Origin of the sequence: Porphyromonas gulae, from assembly GCF_000765945.1 — a bacterium.
GTDB lineage: Bacteria > Bacteroidota > Bacteroidia > Bacteroidales > Porphyromonadaceae > Porphyromonas > Porphyromonas gulae.
The window spans coordinates 1-22,893 of sequence record NZ_JRAT01000028.1; the positions used below are offsets into that span (position 1 = coordinate 1).

The 22,893-nt window shown below is 49.6% G+C and carries 20 protein-coding genes; 10 read left to right on the forward strand and 10 right to left on the reverse strand.

From position 1 onward, the window contains the following. The first annotated feature begins 46 nt into the window (after positions 1–46). The gene (locus tag HQ49_RS11560) at positions 47–232 is read left to right on the forward strand and encodes a DUF1661 domain-containing protein (protein ID WP_152569175.1); all 186 of its coding nucleotides are present in this window, start codon (positions 47–49) and stop codon (positions 230–232) included. A gap of 423 nt (positions 233–655) precedes the next feature. On the opposite strand, the gene sufD is transcribed toward HQ49_RS11560, so the two are convergent. The 7 genes from sufD to rimP form a co-directional block, all read right to left on the reverse strand. Continuing rightward, positions 656–1,999, reverse strand: a complete 1,344-nt coding sequence (sufD, locus tag HQ49_RS09520; protein WP_018964799.1) for a Fe-S cluster assembly protein SufD — start codon at positions 1,997–1,999, stop codon at positions 656–658. Between the two features lie 6 nt (positions 2,000–2,005). Beyond that, complete coding sequence (sufC, locus tag HQ49_RS09525) at positions 2,006–2,758, reverse strand: Fe-S cluster assembly ATPase SufC (RefSeq protein ID WP_004583906.1); 753 nt, start codon at positions 2,756–2,758, stop codon at positions 2,006–2,008. Between the two features lie 39 nt (positions 2,759–2,797). Continuing rightward, entirely contained in the window at positions 2,798–4,243 is a 1,446-nt protein-coding gene (gene sufB, locus HQ49_RS09530; RefSeq protein WP_039419676.1) for a Fe-S cluster assembly protein SufB, read from the reverse strand. A 33-nt stretch (positions 4,244–4,276) separates the two neighbouring features. Beyond that, positions 4,277–4,768 (reverse strand): CvpA family protein, encoded by a 492-nt coding sequence (locus HQ49_RS09535; RefSeq protein ID WP_039419677.1) that lies wholly within the window; start codon positions 4,766–4,768, stop codon positions 4,277–4,279. A 27-nt stretch (positions 4,769–4,795) separates the two neighbouring features. Then, positions 4,796–7,729 (reverse strand): translation initiation factor IF-2, encoded by a 2,934-nt coding sequence (infB, locus tag HQ49_RS09540; protein WP_039419678.1) that lies wholly within the window; start codon positions 7,727–7,729, stop codon positions 4,796–4,798. 92 nt (positions 7,730–7,821) lie between these two features. After that, entirely contained in the window at positions 7,822–9,156 is a 1,335-nt protein-coding gene (nusA, locus tag HQ49_RS09545) for a transcription termination factor NusA (RefSeq protein WP_039419679.1), read from the reverse strand. Between the two features lie 47 nt (positions 9,157–9,203). After that, complete coding sequence (gene rimP / locus HQ49_RS09550) at positions 9,204–9,662, reverse strand: ribosome assembly cofactor RimP (RefSeq protein WP_018964794.1); 459 nt, start codon at positions 9,660–9,662, stop codon at positions 9,204–9,206. Positions 9,663–10,370: 708 nt separating this feature from the next. Here rimP and HQ49_RS09555 point away from each other — a divergent pair. From HQ49_RS09555 to HQ49_RS09590, 8 genes are all read left to right on the forward strand, one after another. Next, positions 10,371–12,230 carry an oxaloacetate decarboxylase gene (locus tag HQ49_RS09555; RefSeq protein ID WP_039419680.1) on the forward strand — a complete coding sequence of 620 codons (1,860 nt, stop codon included), beginning with the start codon at positions 10,371–10,373 and terminating at the stop codon, positions 12,228–12,230. 96 nt (positions 12,231–12,326) lie between these two features. Beyond that, positions 12,327–12,659 (forward strand): translation initiation factor, encoded by a 333-nt coding sequence (locus HQ49_RS09560; RefSeq protein WP_039419681.1) that lies wholly within the window; start codon positions 12,327–12,329, stop codon positions 12,657–12,659. Positions 12,660–12,866: 207 nt separating this feature from the next. Then, a complete protein-coding gene (locus tag HQ49_RS09565; RefSeq protein ID WP_004583895.1) occupies positions 12,867–13,121 on the forward strand; it encodes a hypothetical protein in 255 nt (84 codons plus the stop codon). A gap of 162 nt (positions 13,122–13,283) precedes the next feature. Further along, a complete protein-coding gene (locus HQ49_RS09570; protein ID WP_018966050.1) occupies positions 13,284–14,396 on the forward strand; it encodes a universal stress protein in 1,113 nt (370 codons plus the stop codon). A gap of 319 nt (positions 14,397–14,715) precedes the next feature. After that, complete coding sequence (locus tag HQ49_RS09575) at positions 14,716–15,192, forward strand: hypothetical protein (protein ID WP_039419682.1); 477 nt, start codon at positions 14,716–14,718, stop codon at positions 15,190–15,192. Between the two features lie 15 nt (positions 15,193–15,207). Next, positions 15,208–15,909, forward strand: coding sequence for a 16S rRNA (cytidine(1402)-2'-O)-methyltransferase (rsmI, locus tag HQ49_RS09580; RefSeq protein WP_039419683.1), 702 nt, complete (start codon positions 15,208–15,210; stop codon positions 15,907–15,909). A 44-nt stretch (positions 15,910–15,953) separates the two neighbouring features. Next, positions 15,954–16,808 carry a Cbp1 family collagen-binding glycoprotein adhesin gene (locus tag HQ49_RS09585; protein ID WP_039419684.1) on the forward strand — a complete coding sequence of 285 codons (855 nt, stop codon included), beginning with the start codon at positions 15,954–15,956 and terminating at the stop codon, positions 16,806–16,808. A gap of 190 nt (positions 16,809–16,998) precedes the next feature. Next, positions 16,999–17,697, forward strand: coding sequence for a YjjG family noncanonical pyrimidine nucleotidase (locus HQ49_RS09590; RefSeq protein WP_039419685.1), 699 nt, complete (start codon positions 16,999–17,001; stop codon positions 17,695–17,697). 222 nt (positions 17,698–17,919) lie between these two features. Here the strand turns inward: HQ49_RS09590 and ung are convergent, their stop codons facing one another. Genes ung through HQ49_RS09605 form a run of 3 tightly spaced genes read right to left on the reverse strand, consistent with a single transcriptional unit; the run spans position 17,920 to position 21,807 of the window. After that, entirely contained in the window at positions 17,920–18,588 is a 669-nt protein-coding gene (ung, locus tag HQ49_RS09595) for a uracil-DNA glycosylase (RefSeq protein WP_039419686.1), read from the reverse strand. A 39-nt stretch (positions 18,589–18,627) separates the two neighbouring features. Next, the gene (locus HQ49_RS09600) at positions 18,628–20,148 is read right to left on the reverse strand and encodes a hypothetical protein (RefSeq protein WP_039419687.1); all 1,521 of its coding nucleotides are present in this window, start codon (positions 20,146–20,148) and stop codon (positions 18,628–18,630) included. 57 nt (positions 20,149–20,205) lie between these two features. Further along, on the reverse strand, positions 20,206–21,807 hold the full coding sequence (locus HQ49_RS09605; protein WP_039419688.1) for a S41 family peptidase: 1,602 nt from the start codon (positions 21,805–21,807) through the stop codon (positions 20,206–20,208). A 217-nt stretch (positions 21,808–22,024) separates the two neighbouring features. On the opposite strand from HQ49_RS09605, the gene HQ49_RS09610 reads away from it, so the two are divergent. After that, on the forward strand, positions 22,025–22,648 hold the full coding sequence (locus tag HQ49_RS09610) for a hypothetical protein (RefSeq protein WP_004583881.1): 624 nt from the start codon (positions 22,025–22,027) through the stop codon (positions 22,646–22,648). The last annotated feature ends 245 nt before the right edge of the window (positions 22,649–22,893 follow it).

Below are 22,893 nucleotides of genomic sequence, written 5' to 3' on the forward strand. Positions count from 1 at the left end.
CCCCCCCGCGATGGTTTAGGCTCCAAAAATTGCCGGCTTTACAGCCATGAAAGTGTGGCACGTATTTTTTTATGTTTTGGCTCGGGAGGGAAAATTTTTACGCGCCAAAGCGAAAAAATTCTCGCGCCGTTTTCTCAGGATTCGCAGACCACAATCCGGGCATTTTCGGTTCGTAATTTATCGAAGTGGCAGATTTTACCGCATTAAGATCAGAGATGTCAATTCGATTTAAGCGCAAATAGGGAGGTCGGGGCTGGATCGAACTGACGACTAACTATACCACAAGGAGCATAGCGGTATTCCGTAGAGGATGATGAGCAATCCCGTACAGCTCTTCGAGCTACGCTGTAGGGCTCAGCGAAGTATGCTCTACGGCGTAGCGAGCCGAGCCGTAGAGTTCCGCTCTGCGAGCCGTAGAGGTGGCCGAGCTGAGCCGTAGGGCCCGGCGCGACAGACTCTACAGCGTAGCTCGAAGAGCCGTAGAGCGTAGCTCGATACGCTCTACGGCGTAGGTCAAGTAGCTGTAGGGCGTAGCTCGACCTCCCCTCCGAAAAAACAAATCCATCAGCAAGGTCGGGCCCGCTGATGGATCAGGGAAAAATTTATTCTTGTCCTAATAGCTGTAAAGCTTTTGTAGGACGAGACAAAAGTATTTTTAGTAGCAGATATTGCAGGAGCCGCACCGCATGCAGCCTCCGCGGAACCGATGTTCGATAATGTCGCGCAGACGTTCACGAAGTTGCTCGATATGAACCAGCTTGACTACATCATCGGTAAAGGCCACGCTAAGCATAGTCTTGGCTTCAGCCAGAGGAATGCCGCGCTGACGCAGATAGAAGAGAGCGTCGTCGTCCAGCTGCCCCGTAGTCATACCATGCGAACACTTCACATCATCGGCATAGATCTCCAACTGCGGCTTGGAGTACATGCGAGCCGTATCATCCAGAAGGAGGTTACGATTGTTCTGATAAGCTGCCGTTTTTTGTGCCCCTTTCGCCACATAGATTCGTCCGGAGAAAGCTCCCTGCGCCTGCCGGCTGAGAACGTATTTGAAGAGTTCGTTGCTTTGGCAGTTGGGAACGAGGTGCTCTATCCTGCTGTAGTTATCGACATGCTGTTTCCCTTCGGCAATGGCCATTCCACCCAAGGTCAGATCAGCCCCTTCCCCTTCAAGATGGCAGTAGTAGTTGTTGCGTGTCAGACCGTTGTGAATCGTCATGCAGTTGATCGTCACATTCGAATTCTCAGCTTGACGTATATGGACTGAAGCTATACGCTTGGTGTTTTTGCTGCTTTCTTCAAGATCGTACAAGGCAAATCGACTGTTCTCCGCAGCGAATATCTCTACAACTTCCGTTACGAGGAAAGAATGTGTATCCAGGGTGTGTTCGCATATCAGCAGAGAGGCTTCGGCATCTTTGCCCAGGACGATGAGCAACCGACGATTAGCGAGGATCTCCATGTCGGCTCTGAGCAGTTGTACAAGCTGGATCGGATTCTTCAGTACAGCACCATCCGGCAGATATATGACGAATCCATCTTGAGCAAACATCGTGTTGAAAGCAATGATGCCATCGTGATCAGGTGCAGCGGCTTGAGCATAATAACGAGCTGCTATCTCCGGATGGTTGAGGGCAAAATCGCTCAGACTGCCGACAAATGCTCCTTCCGGCAGCTCGGATACGCGACTCCATTCGTTGTCGTACGCATCATTGACAATGTAGCAAAGGTCCGTGTCCAAATCCGGCAACGTACAATGAAAAGCTTCTTTCTGTCTGATTGGGAAATTGACACGATTCAGGTTTACTCCGTAGTCGTAACCGAATAGTTCAGACAAATCGGTACGCTGATAGTTCTCGGTGCCATACCGAGGCAACCCCTTCGAGGCGAAAGCCACTGACGCCTTCTCCCGTTGCTCATTGAGCACTCGGGGAGAGTGGCTGTCTATTGCTTCGCGATTCTCTCGGAAGAGTTGCAGATATTGTTCTTCTACCTTCATATCCGATTATTCTCCTATCTCTTCCTTGATCCAGTCGTAGCCTTTTTCTTCGAGCGTGAGAGCCAGTTCGGCTCCTCCCGACTTGACGATGCGCCCCTTGTAAAGGACGTGTACGAAGTCCGGCTTGATGTACTCGAGCAAACGCTGATAGTGGGTGATTACAATAGCAGCATTCTCCGGAGAGCGGAGTCGGTTCACCCCACCGGCTACGATGCGGAGAGCATCGATGTCGAGTCCGCTATCGGTTTCGTCCAAAATAGCCAGTTTGGGTTCGAGCATAGCCATTTGAAAGATTTCGTTTCTCTTTTTTTCTCCACCGGAGAAGCCTTCGTTCACAGAACGGCTGGCCAATTTGTTGTCCAGCTCCACAATAGCACGTTTTTCGCGCATCATCTTGAGGAAGTCGCTTGCCGATACGGGTTCTGCTCCGATCGCTTTCCTGTGTTCATTGACAGCTGCCCTCATGAAATTCACCATACTGACGCCCGGGATCTCAACCGGATATTGGAAGCTGAGAAAGAGTCCGAGGTGTGCACGTTCTTCCGGTTCGAGTTCGAGCAGATCGATTCCATTGAATGTCACCTCTCCTTCCGTGACTTCAAAAGAGGGATGTCCCACCAAAACGGAAGAGAGCGTACTTTTTCCTGATCCGTTAGGCCCCATGATGGCATGAATCTCTCCGGCATTGATCTCCAGATCGATCCCTTTCAATATCTCTTTGCCCTGTACTGTGGCGTGGAGGTTCTTTATCTTAAGCATACTTGAGTGTTTTTTATTTTGAAATGATTGCAGAGATCTCTATCCGACCGATCCTTCCAGAGAGATACTAAGTAGTTTCTGTGCCTCTACGGCAAACTCCATCGGCAGTTTATTCATCACTTCTTTGGCATAACCATTGACGATCAGACCTACGGCCTCTTCCGTACCGATTCCTCTTTGATTGCAGTAGAATATCTGCTCTTCGCTGATCTTGGACGTCGTAGCTTCATGCTCGATGATAGCCGTATCATTTTGGACATCCGCATAAGGGTATGTATGAGCACCGCAGTGGTCGCTAAGCAGTAGGCTGTCGCATTGCGAATGGTTACGAGCATTGACCGCATTCTTGGAGATTTTGACCAATCCGCGGTAGCTGTTCTGGCTGGAACCGGCCGATATACCTTTCGATACGATACGACTGCGGGTATTTTTGCCGAGATGGATCATCTTCGTACCCGTATCTGCCTGCTGGAAATTATTGGTAACAGCTACGGAGTAAAATTCCGCTATCGAATTGTCGCCACGCAGGACACAACTGGGATATTTCCAGGTGATGGCAGAACCTGTCTCGACCTGTGTCCAGGATATTTTGGAATTATCGCCTTTGCAGACACCTCGCTTTGTGACGAAGTTGTAGATACCGCCCTTGCCCTCTTTGTCACCGGGATACCAATTCTGTACCGTAGAATACTTGACTTCCGCATTGGTCTCGGCAATGATCTCCACGATTGCAGCATGAAGTTGATTTTCATCTCGCTGGGGAGCCGTACAGCCTTCAAGATAGCTCACATAAGAATCCTCATCGGCAACGATCAGCGTTCGTTCGAACTGCCCTGTATTGGCTGCATTGATTCGGAAATAAGTAGAAAGCTCCATCGGACATCTGACGCCTTTGGGGATATACACAAAGGAGCCGTCGCTAAATACGGCAGAGTTGAGAGCCGCAAAGAAGTTGTCCTTACTGCTAACGACCGTACCCAGATATTTCTTGACCAAATCGGGGAAATCCTTCACGGCCTCGCTGAAAGAGCAGAAGATGATTCCTTTCTCTGCCAGTTTTTCTTTGAAAGTTGTTTTCACCGATACGCTGTCCATTACTGCATCCACAGCCATTCCACTCAAAATCTTCTGCTCTTCGAGCGGAATGCCGAGTTTGTCGAATGTCTTCAGTAGTTCGGGATCCACTTCGTCCAGACTCTTGGGACCCTTTTTCTTTTTCGGAGCGGCGTAATAGATAATATCTTGGTAGTCTATCGGTGGGATATTGAGGTGTGCCCAGTCGGGCTCTTTCATGGTGAGCCAGTGTCTATAGGCATTCAGGCGGAATTCGAGAAGCCACTCCGGCTCTTCCTTCTTCGCAGATATGAGACGGACAGTGTCTTCGGAAAGCCCGCGTCCTATAGTTTCTGTTTCGATGTCGGTTACGAAGCCGTATTTATATTCACTGCCTGTAACCTCATCCAATATATTATTGTTCTCTTGCATATTTGAAGTCTCTGAGTAAGCTCTTTACGAATTTCAATTCATAAACAGCCGATGGGGGCTAAAAGTTGGGACTATGTTTTTTACATGGTCATACAGCATCGAAGTATTGCGAAGGGGCGGATTGTCACTGTCCGCTTCGTCTCTTGAAAAAACATTGTCGGCAATCAGGAAAAGATAGCTCATCAGAATAGCTGCTATACCTATCCCGACTATTCCGCCGGCCAAGTGATTGAGAATGCCGATAGGAGTCTTGCCAACGATTTTCGAGACCTTATTGCCGACCATCGGGATGATAATCAAAATAGCCAAGAACCCAACGATCAAAGCAAAAGTATGAGCCACGCCTCGTGAAAGGCCGAAAAAAGGTCCGATCCACGTCTCTATGGGAACGGCAAGTAAGGCACAACCATACGTGGCAACGACTATGGCTATAAGTGAAACTGCCTGTTTGATGATACCATCAAACAGGCCTTTCAGTAATCCTATCGCCAAAATTATCAGTATGGCTAAATCGATCGCGTTCATGGGTGGTAACCCGTCTCGGTTCGATCTTTAGAGAGTCTTTTTGATTTCGATCTCGTCGAAAGCTTCGATTATATCACCATCTTGGATGTCGTTCGAGTGAGCCAGATTAAGACCGCATTCGAGTCCGGCCACCACTTCCTTGGCATCGTCCTTGAATCGTTTCAGAGAGCCAAGCTCTCCGGTGTGGATCACTATACCGTCGCGTATGAGACGAACCTTGCTTGTTCGCTTGACCTTACCTTCCTTGACCATACAACCGGCGATCGTACCGACCTTACTGATCTTAAAGGTCTGCAATACTTCCAGAGAGCCGGTAACCTCTTCGCGAATCTCAGGCGAAAGCATGCCCTCCATGGCAGACTTGATGTCTTCGATCGTGTCGTAGATAATAGAATAGGTACGGATCTCTACGCCATCGGTTTCCGCTTGCTTGCGGGCAGCCACGCTGGGACGAACCTGGAATCCGATGATAATAGCAGATGAAGCTGCTGCGAGCACCACATCCGATTCGGAAATCTGCCCCACAGCTTTGTGGATGACATTGACTTGGATTTCTTCTGTAGACAGACGGATGAGCGAATCGGACAAAGCTTCTACCGAGCCGTCCACGTCCCCCTTGACAATGAGGTTCAGCTCTTGGAAGTTGCCGATTGCACGGCGACGGCTGATGTCTTCGAGCGTGAGTATCTTGTGCGTACGCAGTCCCTGCTCGCGTTGGAGTTGCTCTCGGCGGTTAGCTATTTCGCGAGCCTCCTGCTCCGTTTCCAACACATTGAATGTATCGCCGGCAGCCGGTGCACCGTTCAGACCGAGGATAAGCACCGGTTCGGACGGTCCCGCTTGCTTCACGCGCTGATTCCGTTCGTTGAACATGGCTTTGATACGTCCGTGGCAGGTACCGGCCAGCACCACATCGCCCATATTGAGCGTACCGTTCTGTACCATGACAGTGGAGACATAACCTCTTCCCTTGTCCAGAGAAGACTCGATGATCGAACCGATGGCACGGCGGTTAGGATTGGCTTTAAGCTCTAAGATATCCGCTTCGAGCAGAACCTTCTCCAGCAATTCGGTGATGTTGATGCCTTTCTTGGCCGAGATCTCCTGACTTTGATATTTGCCACCCCAGTCCTCAACGAGGTAGTTCATGTTTGCAAGCTGCTCTTTGATCCTTTCGGGATTGGCAGCCGGTTTGTCTATCTTATTGATGGCGAATACCATCGGCACACCTGCCGCTGAAGCATGATTGATGGCTTCGACTGTCTGTGGCATCACATCGTCGTCAGCAGCAACGATAATGATGGCAATATCCGTAATCTTCGCACCACGGGCACGCATAGCCGTAAAGGCTTCGTGTCCCGGCGTATCCAAAAATGTAATACGGCGGCCACTGGGAAGTTTCAGACCATAGGCTCCGATGTGCTGGGTGATACCCCCTGCTTCCCCTTCGATCACATTCGTATTCCTAATGCGGTCCAGTAGCGAAGTCTTACCGTGGTCTACGTGTCCCATGACCGTAACGATCGGAGGACGCGCAACGAGGTCTTCCTCATTATCCTCTTCGGGGGCAATGGCTTCTACCAAATCCGCGCTGACAAACTCCGTCTTGAAGCCAAATTCTTCAGCTACGATATTGATCGTTTCGGCATCGAGACGCTGATTGATACCGACCATCATACCGATACTCATGCAAGTGGCGATGACTTCGTTCACGGGGACGTCCATCATATTGGACAGGTCGCTTACGGTAACGAATTCGGTCAGCTTCAGTGTGTGCTGCTCTTCGCTGTTCAGCTCCATGGCATCCTGAGCTGCACGAGAAGCCGCATCACGCTTGTCTTTCCTGTATTTGGCTCCACGCCCGAGCGTGGTACTTGTCTTTTTCGTCGTGAGGCGTGCCAGCGTCTCTTTTACTTGTCTCTGTACATCTTCGTCCGAGATCTCCACCTTGGGAGGGATAGACTGACGCTTGTTGTTCTTGCGACCTCCTGAAGCATTGGACTGCTGCTGAGTCGGACGGTTGTTCTTATTGCCGGACGGATGGCTTCCTCCTCCGGCATTACGTTTGCCCTGCTCCCCACTCACCTTTGCCGCCTCTTTCTTGACATCTACGGCAGCTTTGTTGATGCGCTTGCGTTTCTTCTTGCCATCGGCATCGTTCTGCTCACGCTGGCGATCTTCCTTCGTCTTCTTTTTGGGACGTGTGGATGAATTGATCGAAGAGAGGTCTATCTTTCCGACTACCTTTACTTGAGGCTCCTGCGTATTGGTTTTGAGGCGGAAAACCTCTTCGGTGTCTTCTTTTTTCTCCATCTCTTGAGCAGGAGGAGTTTCGGCTTCTTGAGGTTTCTGTGTCACGACCGGCTGCTGTGGTTTCTCCGCAGGTTTTTCGACCGGCTTGGTTACAGGAACTACCTGTACAGGTTCTTCCCGTTTGGGTTCTTCCCGTTTAGGCTCTTCTTGCTTCGGTTTTTCTTCCTTGGGCTTATCTTCCTTGACGGGAACGACCTTTGTTTCCTCTTTTACAGGTGCAGTTTCTTTGGTGGGTTTGTCCTCACGCACGATGTCAGGCTCCTTGTCCTTGGGCGAAGGAGCCGGTGCAGCCGGCTTTTCGGTCTCTACTTTCCCTTTGATCGTGAAGCGAGGTCGCATGTCCTGGGGTACTTCCGTAGCTATTACCTGAGCTTCTTTCGCTGCCGTCCCCGCGGTTTCCTCTTTGGCGGACGGAGCAGATGCAGGAGTGCCTTGCTTTTGCTTGACGAATTTCTTGCGAATGCGCTCGGCCTCACCCTTGGGCAGCGACTTGCCAAATTCGGTCAGCAGCAGATCGAACTCTTCATTCTCAATGCGAACATTGGGATTGTTGTCCTCCACATCGAAACCTTTTTTCCGAAGAAAGCCGGCGAGGGAGCCTACTCCTACATTTAACTCTTTAGCTAAGCTGAATAATTTTATTGACATACTAACCTTTTCTTCTTCTGTGATTTATGCTGCACCTTTGTGAGGATTGTACTATAAGATGAGGGATGGGGAGGAGACTGCTTTTGTTCTTCTTACTCTTGCTTCAGATCGTCTTCGGCAGAGAAATTGTCCAAATCATCCGAATCGGTACTTTGATTATCAGTCACCTGATCCTCATCGGCAAATTCGGCACTCAGGACTCCGAGTACATAGTCTATGGTGGAGTCTTCCAAATCCGTCTCTTTGATCAGATCTTCTCTGTTCTTGTTGAGCACGCTCTTGGCCGTATTGCAGCCGATATTCTTGAACAGGTCGATGATCCACTGGTCGATTTCGTCGTTGAATTCGTCCAGATAGATGTCTTCTTCGTCCATATCATCTATGTCGCGGAACACTTCGATCTGATAACCCGTCAGCCCCGATGCCAGCTTGATATTCGAGGCATTCTTTCCGATAGCCAAAGGCACTTCTTCGGGGCGCAGGAATACTTCGGCCTTATGCTCTGCTTCGAGCAGGCGAATCGAAGATATACGTGCCGGACTGAGTGCTCGCTGGATGAAGAGGGCGGTGTTCGTCGTGTACTGCGTAACGTCGATATTCTCGCCTCTCAGTTCGCGTACGATGCCTCGTATGCGCGAACCGTTCATACCCACACAGGCTCCTACGGGGTCGATACGATCGTCGTAAGACTCTACGGCCATCTTGGCTCTCTCTCCCGGGATGCGGGCTACGCAGCGGATGGTGATCAGACCATCGGCAATCTCCGGCACATTCAGCTCGAAAAGCCTCTTGAGGAACTCTCCGCTTGTACGCGATACGATGATCTTGGGATTGTTGTTGGCGTTCTCCACGCGCTCCACAACGGCATGAACGGTCTCACCTTTGCGGAAAAAGTCGCTTGGGATCTGTTCGCTCTTCGGCATCAGGAGTTCGTTGCCATCGTCGTCAATAAGCAGAGCCTCGCGCTTCCATACCTGATATACTTCAGCCGAAATGAGCTGCCCGATACGTTCCGTGAATGTATTGAACAGGTTTTCCTTCTGAAGCTCCATAATTTTGCTGGAGAGAGCTTGGCGAAGATTGAGAATGGCACGGCGACCGAAGGAAGCGAAGTTCACGGAGTCCGTTACTTCCTCCCCGACCTCCGCCTCGGGGTCGATCTCGTGAGCATCCGACAGAGACACCTCGCGGCTTTCGTCCTCTACGGCACCGTCTTCTACTACCTGACGGGTGCGCCATATTTCGAAGTCGCCTTTCTCAGGATTGATGATTACGTCGAAGTTGTCGTCCGATCCGAAGATTTTTGCCAGAACATTCCGGAAGGAATCCTCCAGGACGTTGATCATCGTCTCTTTGTCAATGTTTTTCAGCTCTTTGAATTCTGCCAGCGATTCTATCATGCTGATCGTCTCTTGCTTCTTGGCCATAGGACTCTCTTTATGGTGTATTCTCTTGATTCTTTTTTTATTACTGCTTATATGACGCGCACGGCCTGTTTGATGTCGGCCATGACTATTGTCAGCTCTTGAGTTTCAGGCTTTTTGCGCTTGGCTCCTTCCGGCTTCACCATGCGCACCACCTCCAGCTTGATTGCTTCGGGAGTGACAGCAACAAGGCGACCGGTCTCCTTCATCCCATTGGTCAGCAGTACAGACAGCTCGCTATCGATGCAGTTCTCCCACTGGCGCATCACTTTCAGAGGAGACGTCAGTCCGGCCGAGCCTACTTCCAGTTCGTAGTCTTCTATATCCCGATCCACTTGGGATTCGATGTGCCGACTCAGTGCTACGCACTCATCTATGCAGACCCCTCGTGCGCTATCCAACTCTACGACGATTCTGTTGCCCGGATGTATCGCCACCTCCACGAGGAAAGTCTCCCCTATGGACAGATAGTCCGAAACGATCCGAACGATTTGTTCTCTGTCTATCATCTCGCTCTGTACTTACTTAGACATTGGGATAAACAAAAAGGAGGAACCTTGATCGGGTCGCCTCCTCCATCCATCCGTAACAGCTGCAAAGGTAATCTTTTTTTACTATGGAACAAATAGCTTGTCTTTGCTATTTTTCAGCATCGTACACCTATTTATATATAGCGTGGGCAGATGCGTGCTGTAGCCTTCACTGTCGAAAACTTTTTGGGTAGACGAGCGAAACCCGCTTTCCTATAATTGCGGTGCAGAAAAATGCCTGCTTATGGAGCTGAAAAACAAGGCGCGAAAAAAGATCAGAAGTTAGACCAAAAGCAAAAAAATCTCGCCTGTAAAAAATTTTCTTTTCGTTCGAGTTTCTGAGATTTCAGGCTCGGCAATTCTCCGTTTTGCGGTGCCAAAAACAAGCCGACGCGTCCTCTCCGATAAGCAATTGCTCCGACATCGCACCATCGGGCAGTGGCGGATCGGCTTATGGCCTATTTACCAAACGATTAGGGGGTATACGGCTATTTGCGTCCAAGTGGTTGCAAATGGGTGAACCAAGGGCTTCTAACCTCATTGGCACGGGACCGGAGAAAAATTTATTTTGGGCGGATTAACTATGGAATTATTTAATATCTTTGTTTCTGTGGTTTAGCATACCACAGTCGGTATTTATATAAAGGAAGAAGTCAAGTATACAACTCGAAATCACTTGAAACCAATATGAAGAAGGAAATCAAATTCAGTCTGATGTACCGCGACATGTGGCAGTCATCAGGCAAGTACCAACCGCGAAAAGATCAACTGGAACGCATCGCTCCGGTTATCGTGGAGATGGGTTGCTTTGCGCGAGTGGAAACGAATGGGGGGGCATTCGAACAGGTGAACCTCCTGTACGGAGAGAACCCCAACAAAGCTGTGCGCGCCTTCACCAAGCCATTCAACGAAGCGGGCATTCAGACCCATATGCTGGACCGCGGACTCAACGGCCTTCGCATGTTCCCCGTGCCGGCTGATGTGCGTCGCCTGATGTACAAAGTGAAGAAAGCCCAAGGAGTGGACATCACGCGTATATTCGATGGTCTGAATGATGCTCGCAATATCATTCCATCCATCAAATATGCACTGGAAGCCGGTATGATCCCGCAGGCTACGCTTTGTATCACGTTCTCTCCCGTACACACAGTGGAGTACTACTCCAATCTGGCCGATGAGCTGATCGCAGCAGGAGCACCGGAGATCTGCCTGAAAGATATGGCCGGTATCGGGCGTCCTCACTTCCTCGGTCAGCTGGTGAAGTCCATCAAGACCAAGCATCCCGATGTGATCATCGAATATCACGGCCACTCAGGCCCCGGCTTCTCTGTCGCTTCCATGCTGGAGGTATGCGAGAATGGGGCTGACATCATCGACGTAGCTATGGAGCCTATCTCTTGGGGCAAGGTGCATCCGGACGTGATCACCATCCAGCAGATGCTCAAGGATGCCGGCTTCAAAGTGCCGGAGATCAATATGGATGCCTACATGAAAGCCCGAAGCCTGACACAGGAGTTTATAGACGACTTCTTGGGCTATTTCATGGATCCGTCGAACAAAGAAACAAGCTCACTGCTCGTGGGATGCGGTCTCCCCGGCGGTATGATGGGATCTATGATGGCCGACCTGAAAGGGGTACATGCAGGTATCAATATGTTCCTCAAAGGAAAGGGCGAACCGGAGATGACCATAGATCAGCTGCTGGTACGTCTCTTCCAAGAGGTAGAATATGTGTGGCCGCGCCTCGGCTATCCTCCGCTGGTAACTCCTTTCAGCCAGTATGTGAAGAATGTTGCCCTGATGAACGTGTACAACATGATCCGGGGCGAAGGGCGTTGGCAAGCCATCGACCAGAATACATGGGGTATGATCCTCGGCAAATCGGGCCGTTTGCCCGGTAAGCTGGATCCGGAGATCATCGCTTTGGCAAAAGAGAAGGGAATGGAATTTTCGGATGCCGATCCTCAGCAATTTTATCCTGATGCCTTGGACGAATTCCGCAAGGAAATGGATCAGAACGGTTGGGAGTATGGCCCGGACGACGAAGAGCTGTTCGAGCTTGCCATGCACGACCGTCAGTATCGCGACTATAAGAGCGGTGTAGCCAAGGAGCGTTTCAATGCCGATCTGGACAAAGCCAAAGCCGACCGCATGGCTAAGCAGGGATATAGCGACGAAGACATCAAAAAAGCCAAGCGCGCCGGATGCGATCCGATCGTGGCACCCTGCTCCGGACGACTCTATTGGGAAATCGATACGGAAGAGCCATCCATCGCTCCGGCTATCGGTGCCGAATATCGTACCGGCCAGCCGTTCTGCTATATCGAGAACCAATTCGGCTACATCGAGAAGGTCTATTGTACATTTACCGGCCGTATTACAGAGGTAGTGGCACAAGGTACTGTGGTAAAAAAAGGCGATGAGATCGCTTATCTGCGTGCAGCCGAGAAGGAAATCATGTGGGAGGGTGCCAATGAGCATATCGTTCGTGTAGAGACCATGCCTGAGCCGCGCAAGCGCATTACCAAGTCGGCCAAGAAGGGCTAATCCGCACTAAGACACGCGGTATTCGATTAGGAACAAAGGCTGTCGTGGAGGTGGTGGTATCTCCTCGGCAGCTTTTATTTATGGAGGATATAAAATATGAGTGACTGGAAGAACAGACTGGGGGTCATGTACAGTACGAATCCCGATTTCCAATACGAACATGAGGATAGCGAAGAGGTAGCCGAGACGCTTCCTCCGGAGAAACAACGCCTGCGCATCACGCTGGATCGCAAGCAGCGTCGGGGCAAAGAGGTCACCCTTGTGAGGGGATACGTCGGCTCGGACGACGATCTGACCGATCTGTCGCGTCTGATCAAGCAGCGATGTGGAGTGGGAGGAGCAGCCAAGGACGGAGAAATAATCATCCAAGGCAATCAGGTCGAAAAGGTGAAAGAGATACTACGAAGTTTGCACTATGGTGTGAAGTAGTGATTAGGTACTCCCCTTTTTCACAGCACAATCATTTATCCGCCATCTTATTTTTCGGCTCTTCCTCCTCGGAGGAAAAGCCAAGCCTCGACAGGATAAAGAGCGGATAGAGGCTTTTGAGTTTTGGTATTGTCAAATAATATGTCTAAGTTAGGGGCAGAATAATAAACTGATTGTTGAACCACAAAAAAAGACGAAATTATTCCCATGACTAAGACAATCACATTCAATGAACTGAGAAGAATCAAAGACAGCTTGCCCGATGGTGCTATGCAACGCATTGCCGATGAGTTGGGGCTGCGAGTGGAAACCGTACGCAACTATTTCGGCGGTGCCAATTTCAGAGAAGGTCGTAGCTGCGGTGTTCATATCGAAGCAGGACCGGAAGGAGGTATTGTTGAGTTGGACGACACAACTATCTTAGAGAGAGCTTTGTCTATGCTGGGCGAAGCCAACGCATAGTCTTTGGGGCAGCGCGTTTCCCAAATAATAAACTCGGAGCCACTTCCGGTCTGCAATAAGAAGCGACCGAAGTGGCTTTTTTGCGAATAGCGCACAGATACACAGCACGAAAACAGTGAAAATGACACGATAAAGAACTAACCCTACAACACGTTTATTGATATGAAAGAAGAAAAATTAGTGACCCTGGCTATTCACTCCTATGAGAAAGCCCAGATACTGAAGTCTCTCCTCGAAACCGAGGGCATAGAAGCGTATCTTCACAATGTCAATCAGATACAGCCCGTTATCTCTGCCGGTGTTCGGGTGAGAATCAAAGAGACCGATCTGCCTCGTGCTCTCAGTATTATAGAGGATAACAAATGGGATCAGGAAGATCCCAAAAAGCGAGCGAAAAACACGGAAGAGTATGTGCTCATCCCTGTGGACTTCAGCGAATATACGATGAAGATATGCGAACTGGGATTTAACTTTGCAGCCCGTCGCGGTCTTCGGGTCGTATTGATGCACGTCTACATCAGCCCGTTTTTCTCCACACCGCTTACTGTAGGCGATACTGCGGTATTCCAGCTAAGCAATGAGGTCAGCCTTCGCAAAGAATACCAGCGCGTACAGCGTCTGATGAACAAACTCAAGAAGGAACTACGCGAAAAGATAACGCGCGAGGAACTTCCCGAAATATCTTTCTCCTCTGTCCTTTTGGACGGTGCTCCGGAGGATGTCATCCTTAGTTACTGCAAGCGGCACAGACCTGTAATGATCGTGATGGGTACACGAGGCAAATCCCGCAAAGATTCGGATCTGATCGGAAGTGTTGCAGCCGAAGTAATTGATTCGAGTAAAGTACCGGTATTGGTTATTCCTGAGGAAGTGCCCTTCAACGATCTGAATCAGGCCAAGCATGTAGCAGTGGCTACCAGCTTCGACCAACGCGATCTGGTGCTCTTCGATGCCATGATGAAGCTGCTGGACAAGAACAACCCTTCGTACAGCATCTTCAATATCTCGGTGGGTACGCCGGAATGGAACCAAGTACAACTCAAAGCCATCAGGGAGTACCATGCGCATCACTATCCCGATGCCACGATCAAAGTGAGCATGCTGGACGAAGGAGACTTCTCCCTCGCTTTGGAAAAATTCATTCGTCAGGAAAAGGTGGATATGATTGTGGTCAATACTTATCGCAGGAATTTCTTCGCCCGTTTCTTCAATCCAAGTATGGCGCGGCGAATGCTCTTCCATGCTGGAACTCCCCTTTTGGTGATGCACAATTAGTGCCCATATAGCTTTTCAGCCGAGGAGGCTCGAATCCGCCGCAAGAGCGATAAGGCTTAACAGGAAGACATCCTCACATAAGGACTGCCCGAATATCGAATGGCAGTCCTTTTTTCATTTGAAACAGGGTATTCAAAAGGGCGATAACGCCCAAAGATCTGAGCGTTTTTTCTGTCCTGAAAAGCCGTGTTTACAGCCAAGAGAAGTGTGCTTTTGAACACATTTGCAGTATGTATATTTGTGTGAAAGTGCGGAGTTCTCGTTTTTTTTTCTGTAAGTTTGTGCCGAACAATTATGTTTTAACTCAAGATTCAGCCTGATGAATGCAGCTCATGACGCTGATATTTTTGATGTGCTAACGCACTTGGAACGCCTCTTTGGTGATAGAGAGAAACTCTCGGAATTGACCCCAAACGAGGCGATTGAGATTTTTGACAGACTGAGTCGTATCAACGGCATGCTTATTCGTGAAGCATCGAGGCAAAAGGAGCAAACGACGCAGACCGTTGGGCTAACGGAAATAACACCCCAAGAGGGAAGACAAGAGGAGAGACCCTCTCCTGCAGGCTTCGATTTGCAGAAGATAGTCTCTACGTTGGATTTTTTTCGCTTTAGACGGGAGTTGTTTCAAGACGATGACAAGCTTATGCGAGATGTCTCTGCCGATCTCGGATTGCTGTCGTCAGCGGCTGAAGCTATGGCCTATTTGCATCAGCGGATGCAATGGGAGGCAGAGGATCCGACGGTAAATGACTTTGCGGAAGTAGTGTCGGATTTCTTCCGTAGAAGGAGCTGAACCGTAGGATTTGCGATGGAAGGACGTTTGACAGTCGTGCCGACTCCTATCGGCAATTTGGAGGATATTACCTTGAGAGCCTTGAAGGTACTGCGCGAAGCAGACCTGATTTTGGCCGAGGACACGCGTACCAGCAATGTACTGCTCCACCATTACGACATTCACTGTCCGCTCCAGAGCCATCATAAGTTCAACGAACATCGTACGGCCAAGGCATTGGCCGAGCGGATATCCGGAGGTGAACGTATAGCTTTGATCTCCGATGCCGGGACTCCCGGGATCAGCGACCCCGGTTTTTTGCTTGTCAGAGCATGTGCCGAATTGGATGTAGTGGTAGAATGTCTGCCCGGGCCTACGGCATTGATTCCGGCTTTGGTAGCAAGCGGACTCCCTGCCGACAGATTTGTCTTCGAAGGTTTTCTGCCTGTCAAGAAAGGCCGCCAAACCCGAATGAAAGAACTGGCCGAGGAGCTCCGGACGATGATATTTTATGAGTCGCCCCATCGGGTGCTCAAGACTCTGACCCAATTTGTGGAGACTTTCGGTCTCGATCGACCGGCTGCTGCATGCCGGGAGCTGAGCAAACTCCACGAAGAGGTGATCCGCGGAACACTCGCGGAATTACTAGCTCACTTCGAAAACCACCCTCCAAGAGGAGAATTCGTCCTCATCGTAGGTGGAGCTGTCCCGAAAAGGAGAAACGAAGGAAAGCAATAAGTTAAGAATGAATAAAGTGTCACGCTAATAAAAGTATTACGAACATGAAGAAGAAACTGTTTATCGCCACAGCGCTAACTCTTGCCTTGGTATCATGTGGAAAGAACTCCAGTGCCTATAAAGAGCTGAAAATGCAGTACGACTCTATTGCAGCAGTAAACAGCCAACACGAATCCGAATTGGCAGAGATGGACTCCATTATCAGTGGAATTCTGACCAACTTCCAAGAAATCTCTGCCATGGAAGGCATGATCAATCTCAACCCTCTGAGCGGAGAAATTCGTGCCAGCCAGCGCGATCGTATCAATGACAATATGAGACTGATCAATGAGAAGCTCCAAGCCAACCGCAAGAGCATCGACGATCTGACTGAGAAGCTCCAAAAGAGCGGACGTGAGAACAGCCGTCTGATGAAGACTTTGGCACAGCTGCGCCAGCAACTCGAAGCAAAAACTCAGGAAGTAAACCAGCTGCGTGAAGAATTGGAGCGCAAGAACATCGCCATCGACATGCTCGACTCCACAGTTATTTCGCAGGGTGCTCAACTTGAGAGCAGCGCGAGAGAGAACGCAGCTTTGGCAGAACAGAATGCTCGTCAGGATCGCGATCTCAATACCGTTCGCTATTGCATAGGGACAAGCAGCGACCTGAAAGAAATGAATATCGTTCGTCGCGGTCAGGTATTGACCGAAGGACACAACGATTCATACTTCACGAAAGCCGATTTGCGCAACCTGAAGGTGATCCCGCTGATGGCCAAGAAAGCAAATGTACTGACCAGCCACCCTGCGTCATCATACGAATTGATTCGCGGCACAGATAAGATGCTCACCCTTCGCATCAAGGATCCTCAGGCTTTCTGGAAAAACTCCAAAATACTCGTTATCCAAACCAATTAATCAGGCGGATCCTTTGAAGTCCTGTATATAGGACATTTCTATAAAGAGGGTGTGTCGGAACGCAAGTTTGGACACACCCTCTTCTCTTGTCTGCTAAAGGCAAAGGTCGCTCGTCCGGCGAATCGATCTGTTTTCGGCCTCGTGCACTTCGGTCTCGGCCACAACATCCAGCCCTCACTCCGTTTCTTTCATGCTAAAACATCTTTTTATCGATCTCGACGATACGCTTTGGGACACTTATCATAACAATAAGAGCAGTCTCGAAGAACTATATCACACACATGCATGGGATAGATATTTCGAATCGTTCGAAACCTTCTTCGGCATATATTGGCCTCACAATGAAGCACTTTGGTCTGAGTATCGGTTTGGACAAATCGACAAGCCCACACTTACTTTGGAGCGATTCAGACGACCTTTTGCAGGACATGTCGCTCTGTCCGACGAACAAATACTGGCTTGGAATACAGAATTTCTATCCATAACGGGACGGAAAACGCGGCTTTGTCCTCATGCTTTGGAGACGGTGGAGTACTTACACCGATACTACAATATCTATATCCTCAGCAATGGTTTTCGTGAAGTCCAGCATGCCAAACTGACCAATAGTGGTTTGGCCCCCCATATAGACCGTGTGATTTTGTCCGAAGATGCAGGCATCAACAAGCCGAACAAAAAAATATTCGACTTCGCTTTGGTCAAAGCCAAAGCCAGGAAAACGGAAAGCATCATGATTGGGGATAGCTGGGAAGCCGATATAGTCGGGGCGGCGAATGCCGGTCTTGCCTCTGTCTGGTACAATCCGAACAAACACACATCACCTGATGATAGCATAGGAGCACCCATGCATATTATTTCCTCTTTGTCCGAGCTGATGCGGATATTCTGACCCTCTCGCACTGTTTTTGGTCTTGACAAAGAGGGGACAAGCCTCATCTCCGCTTATTCGGATGCATATCGGAACATCTCTCTTATCACCTGTTTGGAATCCTTCTCCCCAAACAGGTTTTCTTTTTTATGGTGTGCTTCTTCGATCAGGTGTACTCCGGCTACATGTAGTTCTCGGAAGGGACAAAGCCAGCCAATCACTTTTCCAATCAAGAAAAGACAGCTACCAAACGATTGGGGCTATGCCGTGCTGGCGGAGGTATGAGTTGGCTCGGCTGAAATGCTTGCATCCGAAAAAGCCGCGATGCGCCGACAGGGGCGAAGGATGAGGTGCTTCGAGAATGAGATGGCGACGAGGATCGATCATGGCAGATTTTCGGCGGGCATAACTTCCCCAGAGGAGAAAGACGAGGTGTTCTCTCTGTTTGGCCAAAGCTTCTATGGCCACATCGGTAAAGGTCTCCCACCCACGTCCTTGGTGGCTACCGGCCTGGCCGGCACGAACCGTAAGGGTAGCATTGAGCAATAAGACACCTTGCTCCACCCACGGCAAAAGACTTCCACCATCTATGTGAGCAGGCTCTCCGGTATCGGTACGAATCTCCTCACAGATATTGCGCAAGCTGGGAGGAATCCTGACTCCGGTCGGCACAGAGAAGGCCAATCCTTCGGCTTGTCCGGGTTCGTGATAGGGATCTTGTCCGAGAATAACGACTTTGACGTGGTCGAAAGGGCAAGTATCAAATGCCCGGAAAATGAATCGCGCCGGAGGGTAAATCGGGCTCTGCCGGTATTCTTCACGTACAAATTCCGTCAGCTTTTCAAAGTAAAATTTGCCAAACTCTTCCTGTAAAACCTTTTTCCAGCCTGCTTCAATTCGCACCTCTCTCATAATATTTTTTCTGTCTTATGTGAACGTGTACACGACCTGTCATGGACGAGGCTTTACCTCGAAAGCCCCCACGGTAGCTGTCCGACGCGGTTCCCCATTCAAATCAGTGGGGAACAGTGCTATAATCGTAGGATCGGCTATTCCGACGAAAGGAGCTTTGGGCAGAGGATGATAGTCGTAGCGAAAGTTGTGTTTCTTTTTGATCAGGTCATACCCTACACTATAATAGATACTGTCCGCGGGGTTCTTCTTGTCAGCTTCCATCACATTATATCCGACATTGAGGATGCTCGACCGAGCACGCACGTAGCTATTGCGCATCGTTAGTCGTGCAAGTACGGAGGCTTCATCATCTGTCTGCGAGCCATCGGACAGACTGATCTCTCCCCCACTCTCTTTGTCTCCCTGTTTGACTACAGACCGACTGCCATCGACAATACTGTTGGACAAAACCAATCGGCTGTCCGACGAGGGGATATACGACCCACCGGCCACATCGGGAGCGAATGCCGTCACGTAGCGCAAGGCTTCCCCTTGGCGGTTGTCCCATCTATAGAAATTGCAAACAGTGCTTTGAGTCAATTCGCATACACTGCCGAAGAGGGCTACGGTATAGCCGAGGGTATTGCTGATCTCACTGTTCAGAATACGGATATAACCACCTGAAGCAGCCAAGCCTGCCCCTTTCATATTCGTCACCATACAGCCCTCCAAGAGCAGCTTAGGAGTGGTGACATCCTTGCCTCCTTCGGCGATGATTCCCCACCGGCCATTGCGGATGGTAGTATAGCGGAGCTCATTGCCATTGCTTTCTTCAGAAAAAAGGATACCACCCCACTGTCCGGGGACAAGGGTATAAGGAACATCCTGCACGAGAAGATCGTGGCGCAGATTCTCTATCATCACTCGCTTGGCCGAATTGCCCTCCGCCATTAGGCGACCACGCACCTTGATATGGGCCTTATTGGCCATCAGCAGACGGCATCCGGCAGGCAAAGTAAGGGTAGCCCCCTGCTGAACGACAAGACTATCGCGAAGCAAGGTGGGACGATGTGCTCCGAATATCGTATCCCTATCGATAACCAAAGCAGTTACTTCGTCCACATTCTGACGAAAACCCTGCAACAGGACATAGTCCGTACGTCCATTGATAAGGAAACGGAGAGAGTCTTTGACCTCGACCGGATCATCGCTCTCCCCTTCAGGGAAAGTGGCTTCGACGAAGATGAACATACTATCCTTCGGAAGGATGGTCAGATCGGAAAACTTGGTGCCTACATGTCCGTCCACATTCACACGGTAGCCACGACTTTTGCCTCCCACCAGCTCCACTTCGCTCAGACGTAGCGAACGATTGAGCCGGTTGTACACCATGAATGTCCGAGTGGAAGAACTGACTCGGCTGAAAAGGGTATCGAACTTGATGGTATCGGCAGAAAATTCGGCACGATCCTCCGGAGACTCGGCATATTTGTCGAAATCATCCGAACAACTACCACTGGCGAGCACAAAGCCCACAGCAAGCAATATGACAGCTATCAATCTACTTATCTCTTTCATAATCCTATACAAAGCTAACGTAACCGAACGGTTGTTTGGTATCTTTCCGGTACCAAATTACTTTCCGAGGAGTCGTTTGTATTCGTCGGGATCATTGAGGAGATCGAGTGCTTTTATATATTCCTTATCCATGCGATTGAAGAAATAGAAGAAGTCGTCCTCCCCCAGAATATCACGTGCGATATAGGCATGGAGCTGATGCTTGATAAGCTCTTCGGCTTCAGCAAAAAGTTCGTTGCTCCATGTGATTTTCTCAGCTTCGGCAAATGTTTTCAGGCTTTCGGTCAGCTCTTCGGGAACGCTAAACGTGGCGTATGACTGTCTGTCGGGGAAGCGTTGGCGCAGTTTCTGACGATGTGCATCTACATATTTGAGTACAGCCCGATTAAAGATGCCCTTGTTCAACAGCTCGCGATGCAGCCTGTTGAACAAGGCTGTATCCGTTGGGATGAAAAGATCCGGCATAATGCCTCCCCCTCCATAAACGGTACGTCCCGTGACGAGAGTCTTGTAGCGAAGCGAATCGGGGAAACGGATGCTGTCGCTATGGATGGATTCACCGTGTTTGAAGCGACCGATCAATTCTTGTTCGTATGCTTTGAAATTCCCTTTTGCATAAGGTTTCTGGATGCTACGTCCCGAAGGTGTATAATAGCGAGCGATAGTCAGCCGGATCATCGAACCGTCCTGAAAGGGCAATGGACGCTGTACCAATCCTTTGCCGAAGGTGCGCCGTCCGATAACGACGCCCCTGTCCCAATCTTGTATAGCCCCGGCCAATATCTCACTGGCTGAGGCAGAAAATTCGTTGACGAGAACAACCAGAGGCAGATCCTTCGGCAAGAGCTTATTGTTCGGGGCCTCCATCCGCTCGCTGATCTGCGGAGTGCGATTGTTTCTGACGGTCAGCACTGTACTCCCTTCGGGCAAGAAAGCGCCGGCCATATCTACCGCCTGATCGAGGATACCACCACCATTGAATCGCAGGTCGAGTACCAGTTGCTGCATGCCGCGCCCCCGCAACAGGGTGATCCCCTCGGCAAACTCTTTGTAAGTGGTGCGGGAGAATCTACTCAGCCTGATATATCCCGTACGTTCGTCGACCATATAGCAAGCCTCACGACTATGAACGGGGATCAGACCTCGCTTGACCGTGATGCTGAGCCTGTCGTTCCCTCGCCATACGCCGAGTTTTACCTTGCTTCCTCGTGGACCGCGCAGGCGTTTCATCACGTCATTGGTCTTCATCTTGACACCCGCAATGACAGTATCATCCACTGACACGATGCGATCACCGGCCAACAATCCGGCCTTTTCCGAAGGACCTCCGGCAATCACCTGTACCACATAGACCGTATCCGTGAGCATATTGAACTGCACACCTATACCGTCGAATCCTGCATTCAGAGGCTCCAGTTCGCTCTTTGTTTCCTCCGCATCGGAATAAACAGAGTGAGGATCCAATTCGCTCAAGACCCCTCGAATGGCATATTCGGCCAGTTTGTTGTTGTCCACACTGTCCACATACAGGTTGCTGATGGCATACACAGCCGTTTCCAGCTTACGCAGGGCCTCTTTCATACTGCTACTGAGCTTCTGTGCGGATGCCGAACAGCCCAGCAGGAGCAAGAGTATAATCAATTTGCTTGCTTTATTCATTTTTCACGAAATCCTTTTTATTTCAGCGTCCAAAGATAGTACTCCTTAGCTCAAACGAAAAGTCTATGACCCGGAGCTTCCGTCTTGGTATTTATACACCTCAATACAGCTAATTCCGAAACGGCAATCCATTTCTCATCTATTCATTATATTTTTGTGACTGTTTTACATTTAGAGGAGATAATCGACACAATTAAATAACTAAAAAAGAAAGAGTATGAAAAGAATGCTACTGCTTCTCGTTGTATTATTGTATGGAATTGCAGGCCGATTGGCTGCACAAGACGTTATCAGACCATGGTCATTGCAGGTCGGAGCAGGATACTCCGATACGGAGAACATCCCGGGAGGATTCACCTATGGTTTCTATTTGGGAAAGCGTATGGGGAGCTTTCTGGAAGTGGGTCTGTCCATGTACAACTCCACACGTCAAACAGCCAACAATGCAGATTCCTTTGCGTCGAACGAGGGTGATGGATCTTTTCAGGTAAATATGTCTTCTCCGAATGAGAAGTGGTCATTCTTCGATGCAGGCAGTGCCAACTGCTATATGATCGTCGTCGGAGTCAATCCTCTCCATCTGTTTTGGCAGAATAGCCGGCACAATTTGTTTCTGGCAGTACAAGCCGGTCTGTCCAATAAGCACAATATCCATTTCATCTATGGAGACAAAGGAGCCAAAGTCAGTATCTACACCAATTCGAATACCTACATCGGTTACGGAGCGCGTGTAGCCTACGAATATCAAATTCATAAAAACGTGGGGGCAGGTGCTGCTGTAATGTACGACCACGGCAATAAGATGCTTACGGCCATGGCCACGCTCTCCACTCATTTTTAATCGCCGAAGCTCGATAGGACATCGCTCCGAAATCCGAGCTTTCGTAACAAAACAAAAAAAAACCTTGCAGGAAGTTAGACCTGCAAGGTTTTTATTTGGACTTTGATCCGGAAAGGCACCTTTTGAGACCGTTATACAATAACCCTTCCCCCCTCATATCGATCAAGACAGATACATGCATTGATTTGACGAAGAAAGGAGAGCTTCATGCGATCTCTCTGCAAACCTCAAGTAATCTGAAAAAC

What these genes read in the sequence shown, in the direction of transcription:
- HQ49_RS11560 (WP_152569175.1), top strand. Translation starts at nt 47, where the DNA reads ATGAAAGTGTGGCACGTATTTTTTTATGTTTTGGCTCGGGAGGGAAAA.
- sufD (WP_018964799.1), bottom strand. Translation starts at nt 1,999, where the DNA reads ATGAAGGTAGAAGAACAATATCTGCAACTCTTCCGAGAGAATCGCGAA.
- sufC (WP_004583906.1), bottom strand. Translation starts at nt 2,758, where the DNA reads ATGCTTAAGATAAAGAACCTCCACGCCACAGTACAGGGCAAAGAGATA.
- sufB (WP_039419676.1), bottom strand. Translation starts at nt 4,243, where the DNA reads ATGCAAGAGAACAATAATATATTGGATGAGGTTACAGGCAGTGAATAT.
- HQ49_RS09535 (WP_039419677.1), bottom strand. Translation starts at nt 4,768, where the DNA reads ATGAACGCGATCGATTTAGCCATACTGATAATTTTGGCGATAGGATTA.
- infB (WP_039419678.1), bottom strand. Translation starts at nt 7,729, where the DNA reads ATGTCAATAAAATTATTCAGCTTAGCTAAAGAGTTAAATGTAGGAGTA.
- nusA (WP_039419679.1), bottom strand. Translation starts at nt 9,156, where the DNA reads ATGGCCAAGAAGCAAGAGACGATCAGCATGATAGAATCGCTGGCAGAA.
- rimP (WP_018964794.1), bottom strand. Translation starts at nt 9,662, where the DNA reads ATGATAGACAGAGAACAAATCGTTCGGATCGTTTCGGACTATCTGTCC.
- HQ49_RS09555 (WP_039419680.1), top strand. Translation starts at nt 10,371, where the DNA reads ATGAAGAAGGAAATCAAATTCAGTCTGATGTACCGCGACATGTGGCAG.
- HQ49_RS09560 (WP_039419681.1), top strand. Translation starts at nt 12,327, where the DNA reads ATGAGTGACTGGAAGAACAGACTGGGGGTCATGTACAGTACGAATCCC.
- HQ49_RS09565 (WP_004583895.1), top strand. Translation starts at nt 12,867, where the DNA reads ATGACTAAGACAATCACATTCAATGAACTGAGAAGAATCAAAGACAGC.
- HQ49_RS09570 (WP_018966050.1), top strand. Translation starts at nt 13,284, where the DNA reads ATGAAAGAAGAAAAATTAGTGACCCTGGCTATTCACTCCTATGAGAAA.
- HQ49_RS09575 (WP_039419682.1), top strand. Translation starts at nt 14,716, where the DNA reads ATGAATGCAGCTCATGACGCTGATATTTTTGATGTGCTAACGCACTTG.
- rsmI (WP_039419683.1), top strand. Translation starts at nt 15,208, where the DNA reads ATGGAAGGACGTTTGACAGTCGTGCCGACTCCTATCGGCAATTTGGAG.
- HQ49_RS09585 (WP_039419684.1), top strand. Translation starts at nt 15,954, where the DNA reads ATGAAGAAGAAACTGTTTATCGCCACAGCGCTAACTCTTGCCTTGGTA.
- HQ49_RS09590 (WP_039419685.1), top strand. Translation starts at nt 16,999, where the DNA reads ATGCTAAAACATCTTTTTATCGATCTCGACGATACGCTTTGGGACACT.
- ung (WP_039419686.1), bottom strand. Translation starts at nt 18,588, where the DNA reads ATGAGAGAGGTGCGAATTGAAGCAGGCTGGAAAAAGGTTTTACAGGAA.
- HQ49_RS09600 (WP_039419687.1), bottom strand. Translation starts at nt 20,148, where the DNA reads ATGAAAGAGATAAGTAGATTGATAGCTGTCATATTGCTTGCTGTGGGC.
- HQ49_RS09605 (WP_039419688.1), bottom strand. Translation starts at nt 21,807, where the DNA reads ATGAATAAAGCAAGCAAATTGATTATACTCTTGCTCCTGCTGGGCTGT.
- HQ49_RS09610 (WP_004583881.1), top strand. Translation starts at nt 22,025, where the DNA reads ATGAAAAGAATGCTACTGCTTCTCGTTGTATTATTGTATGGAATTGCA.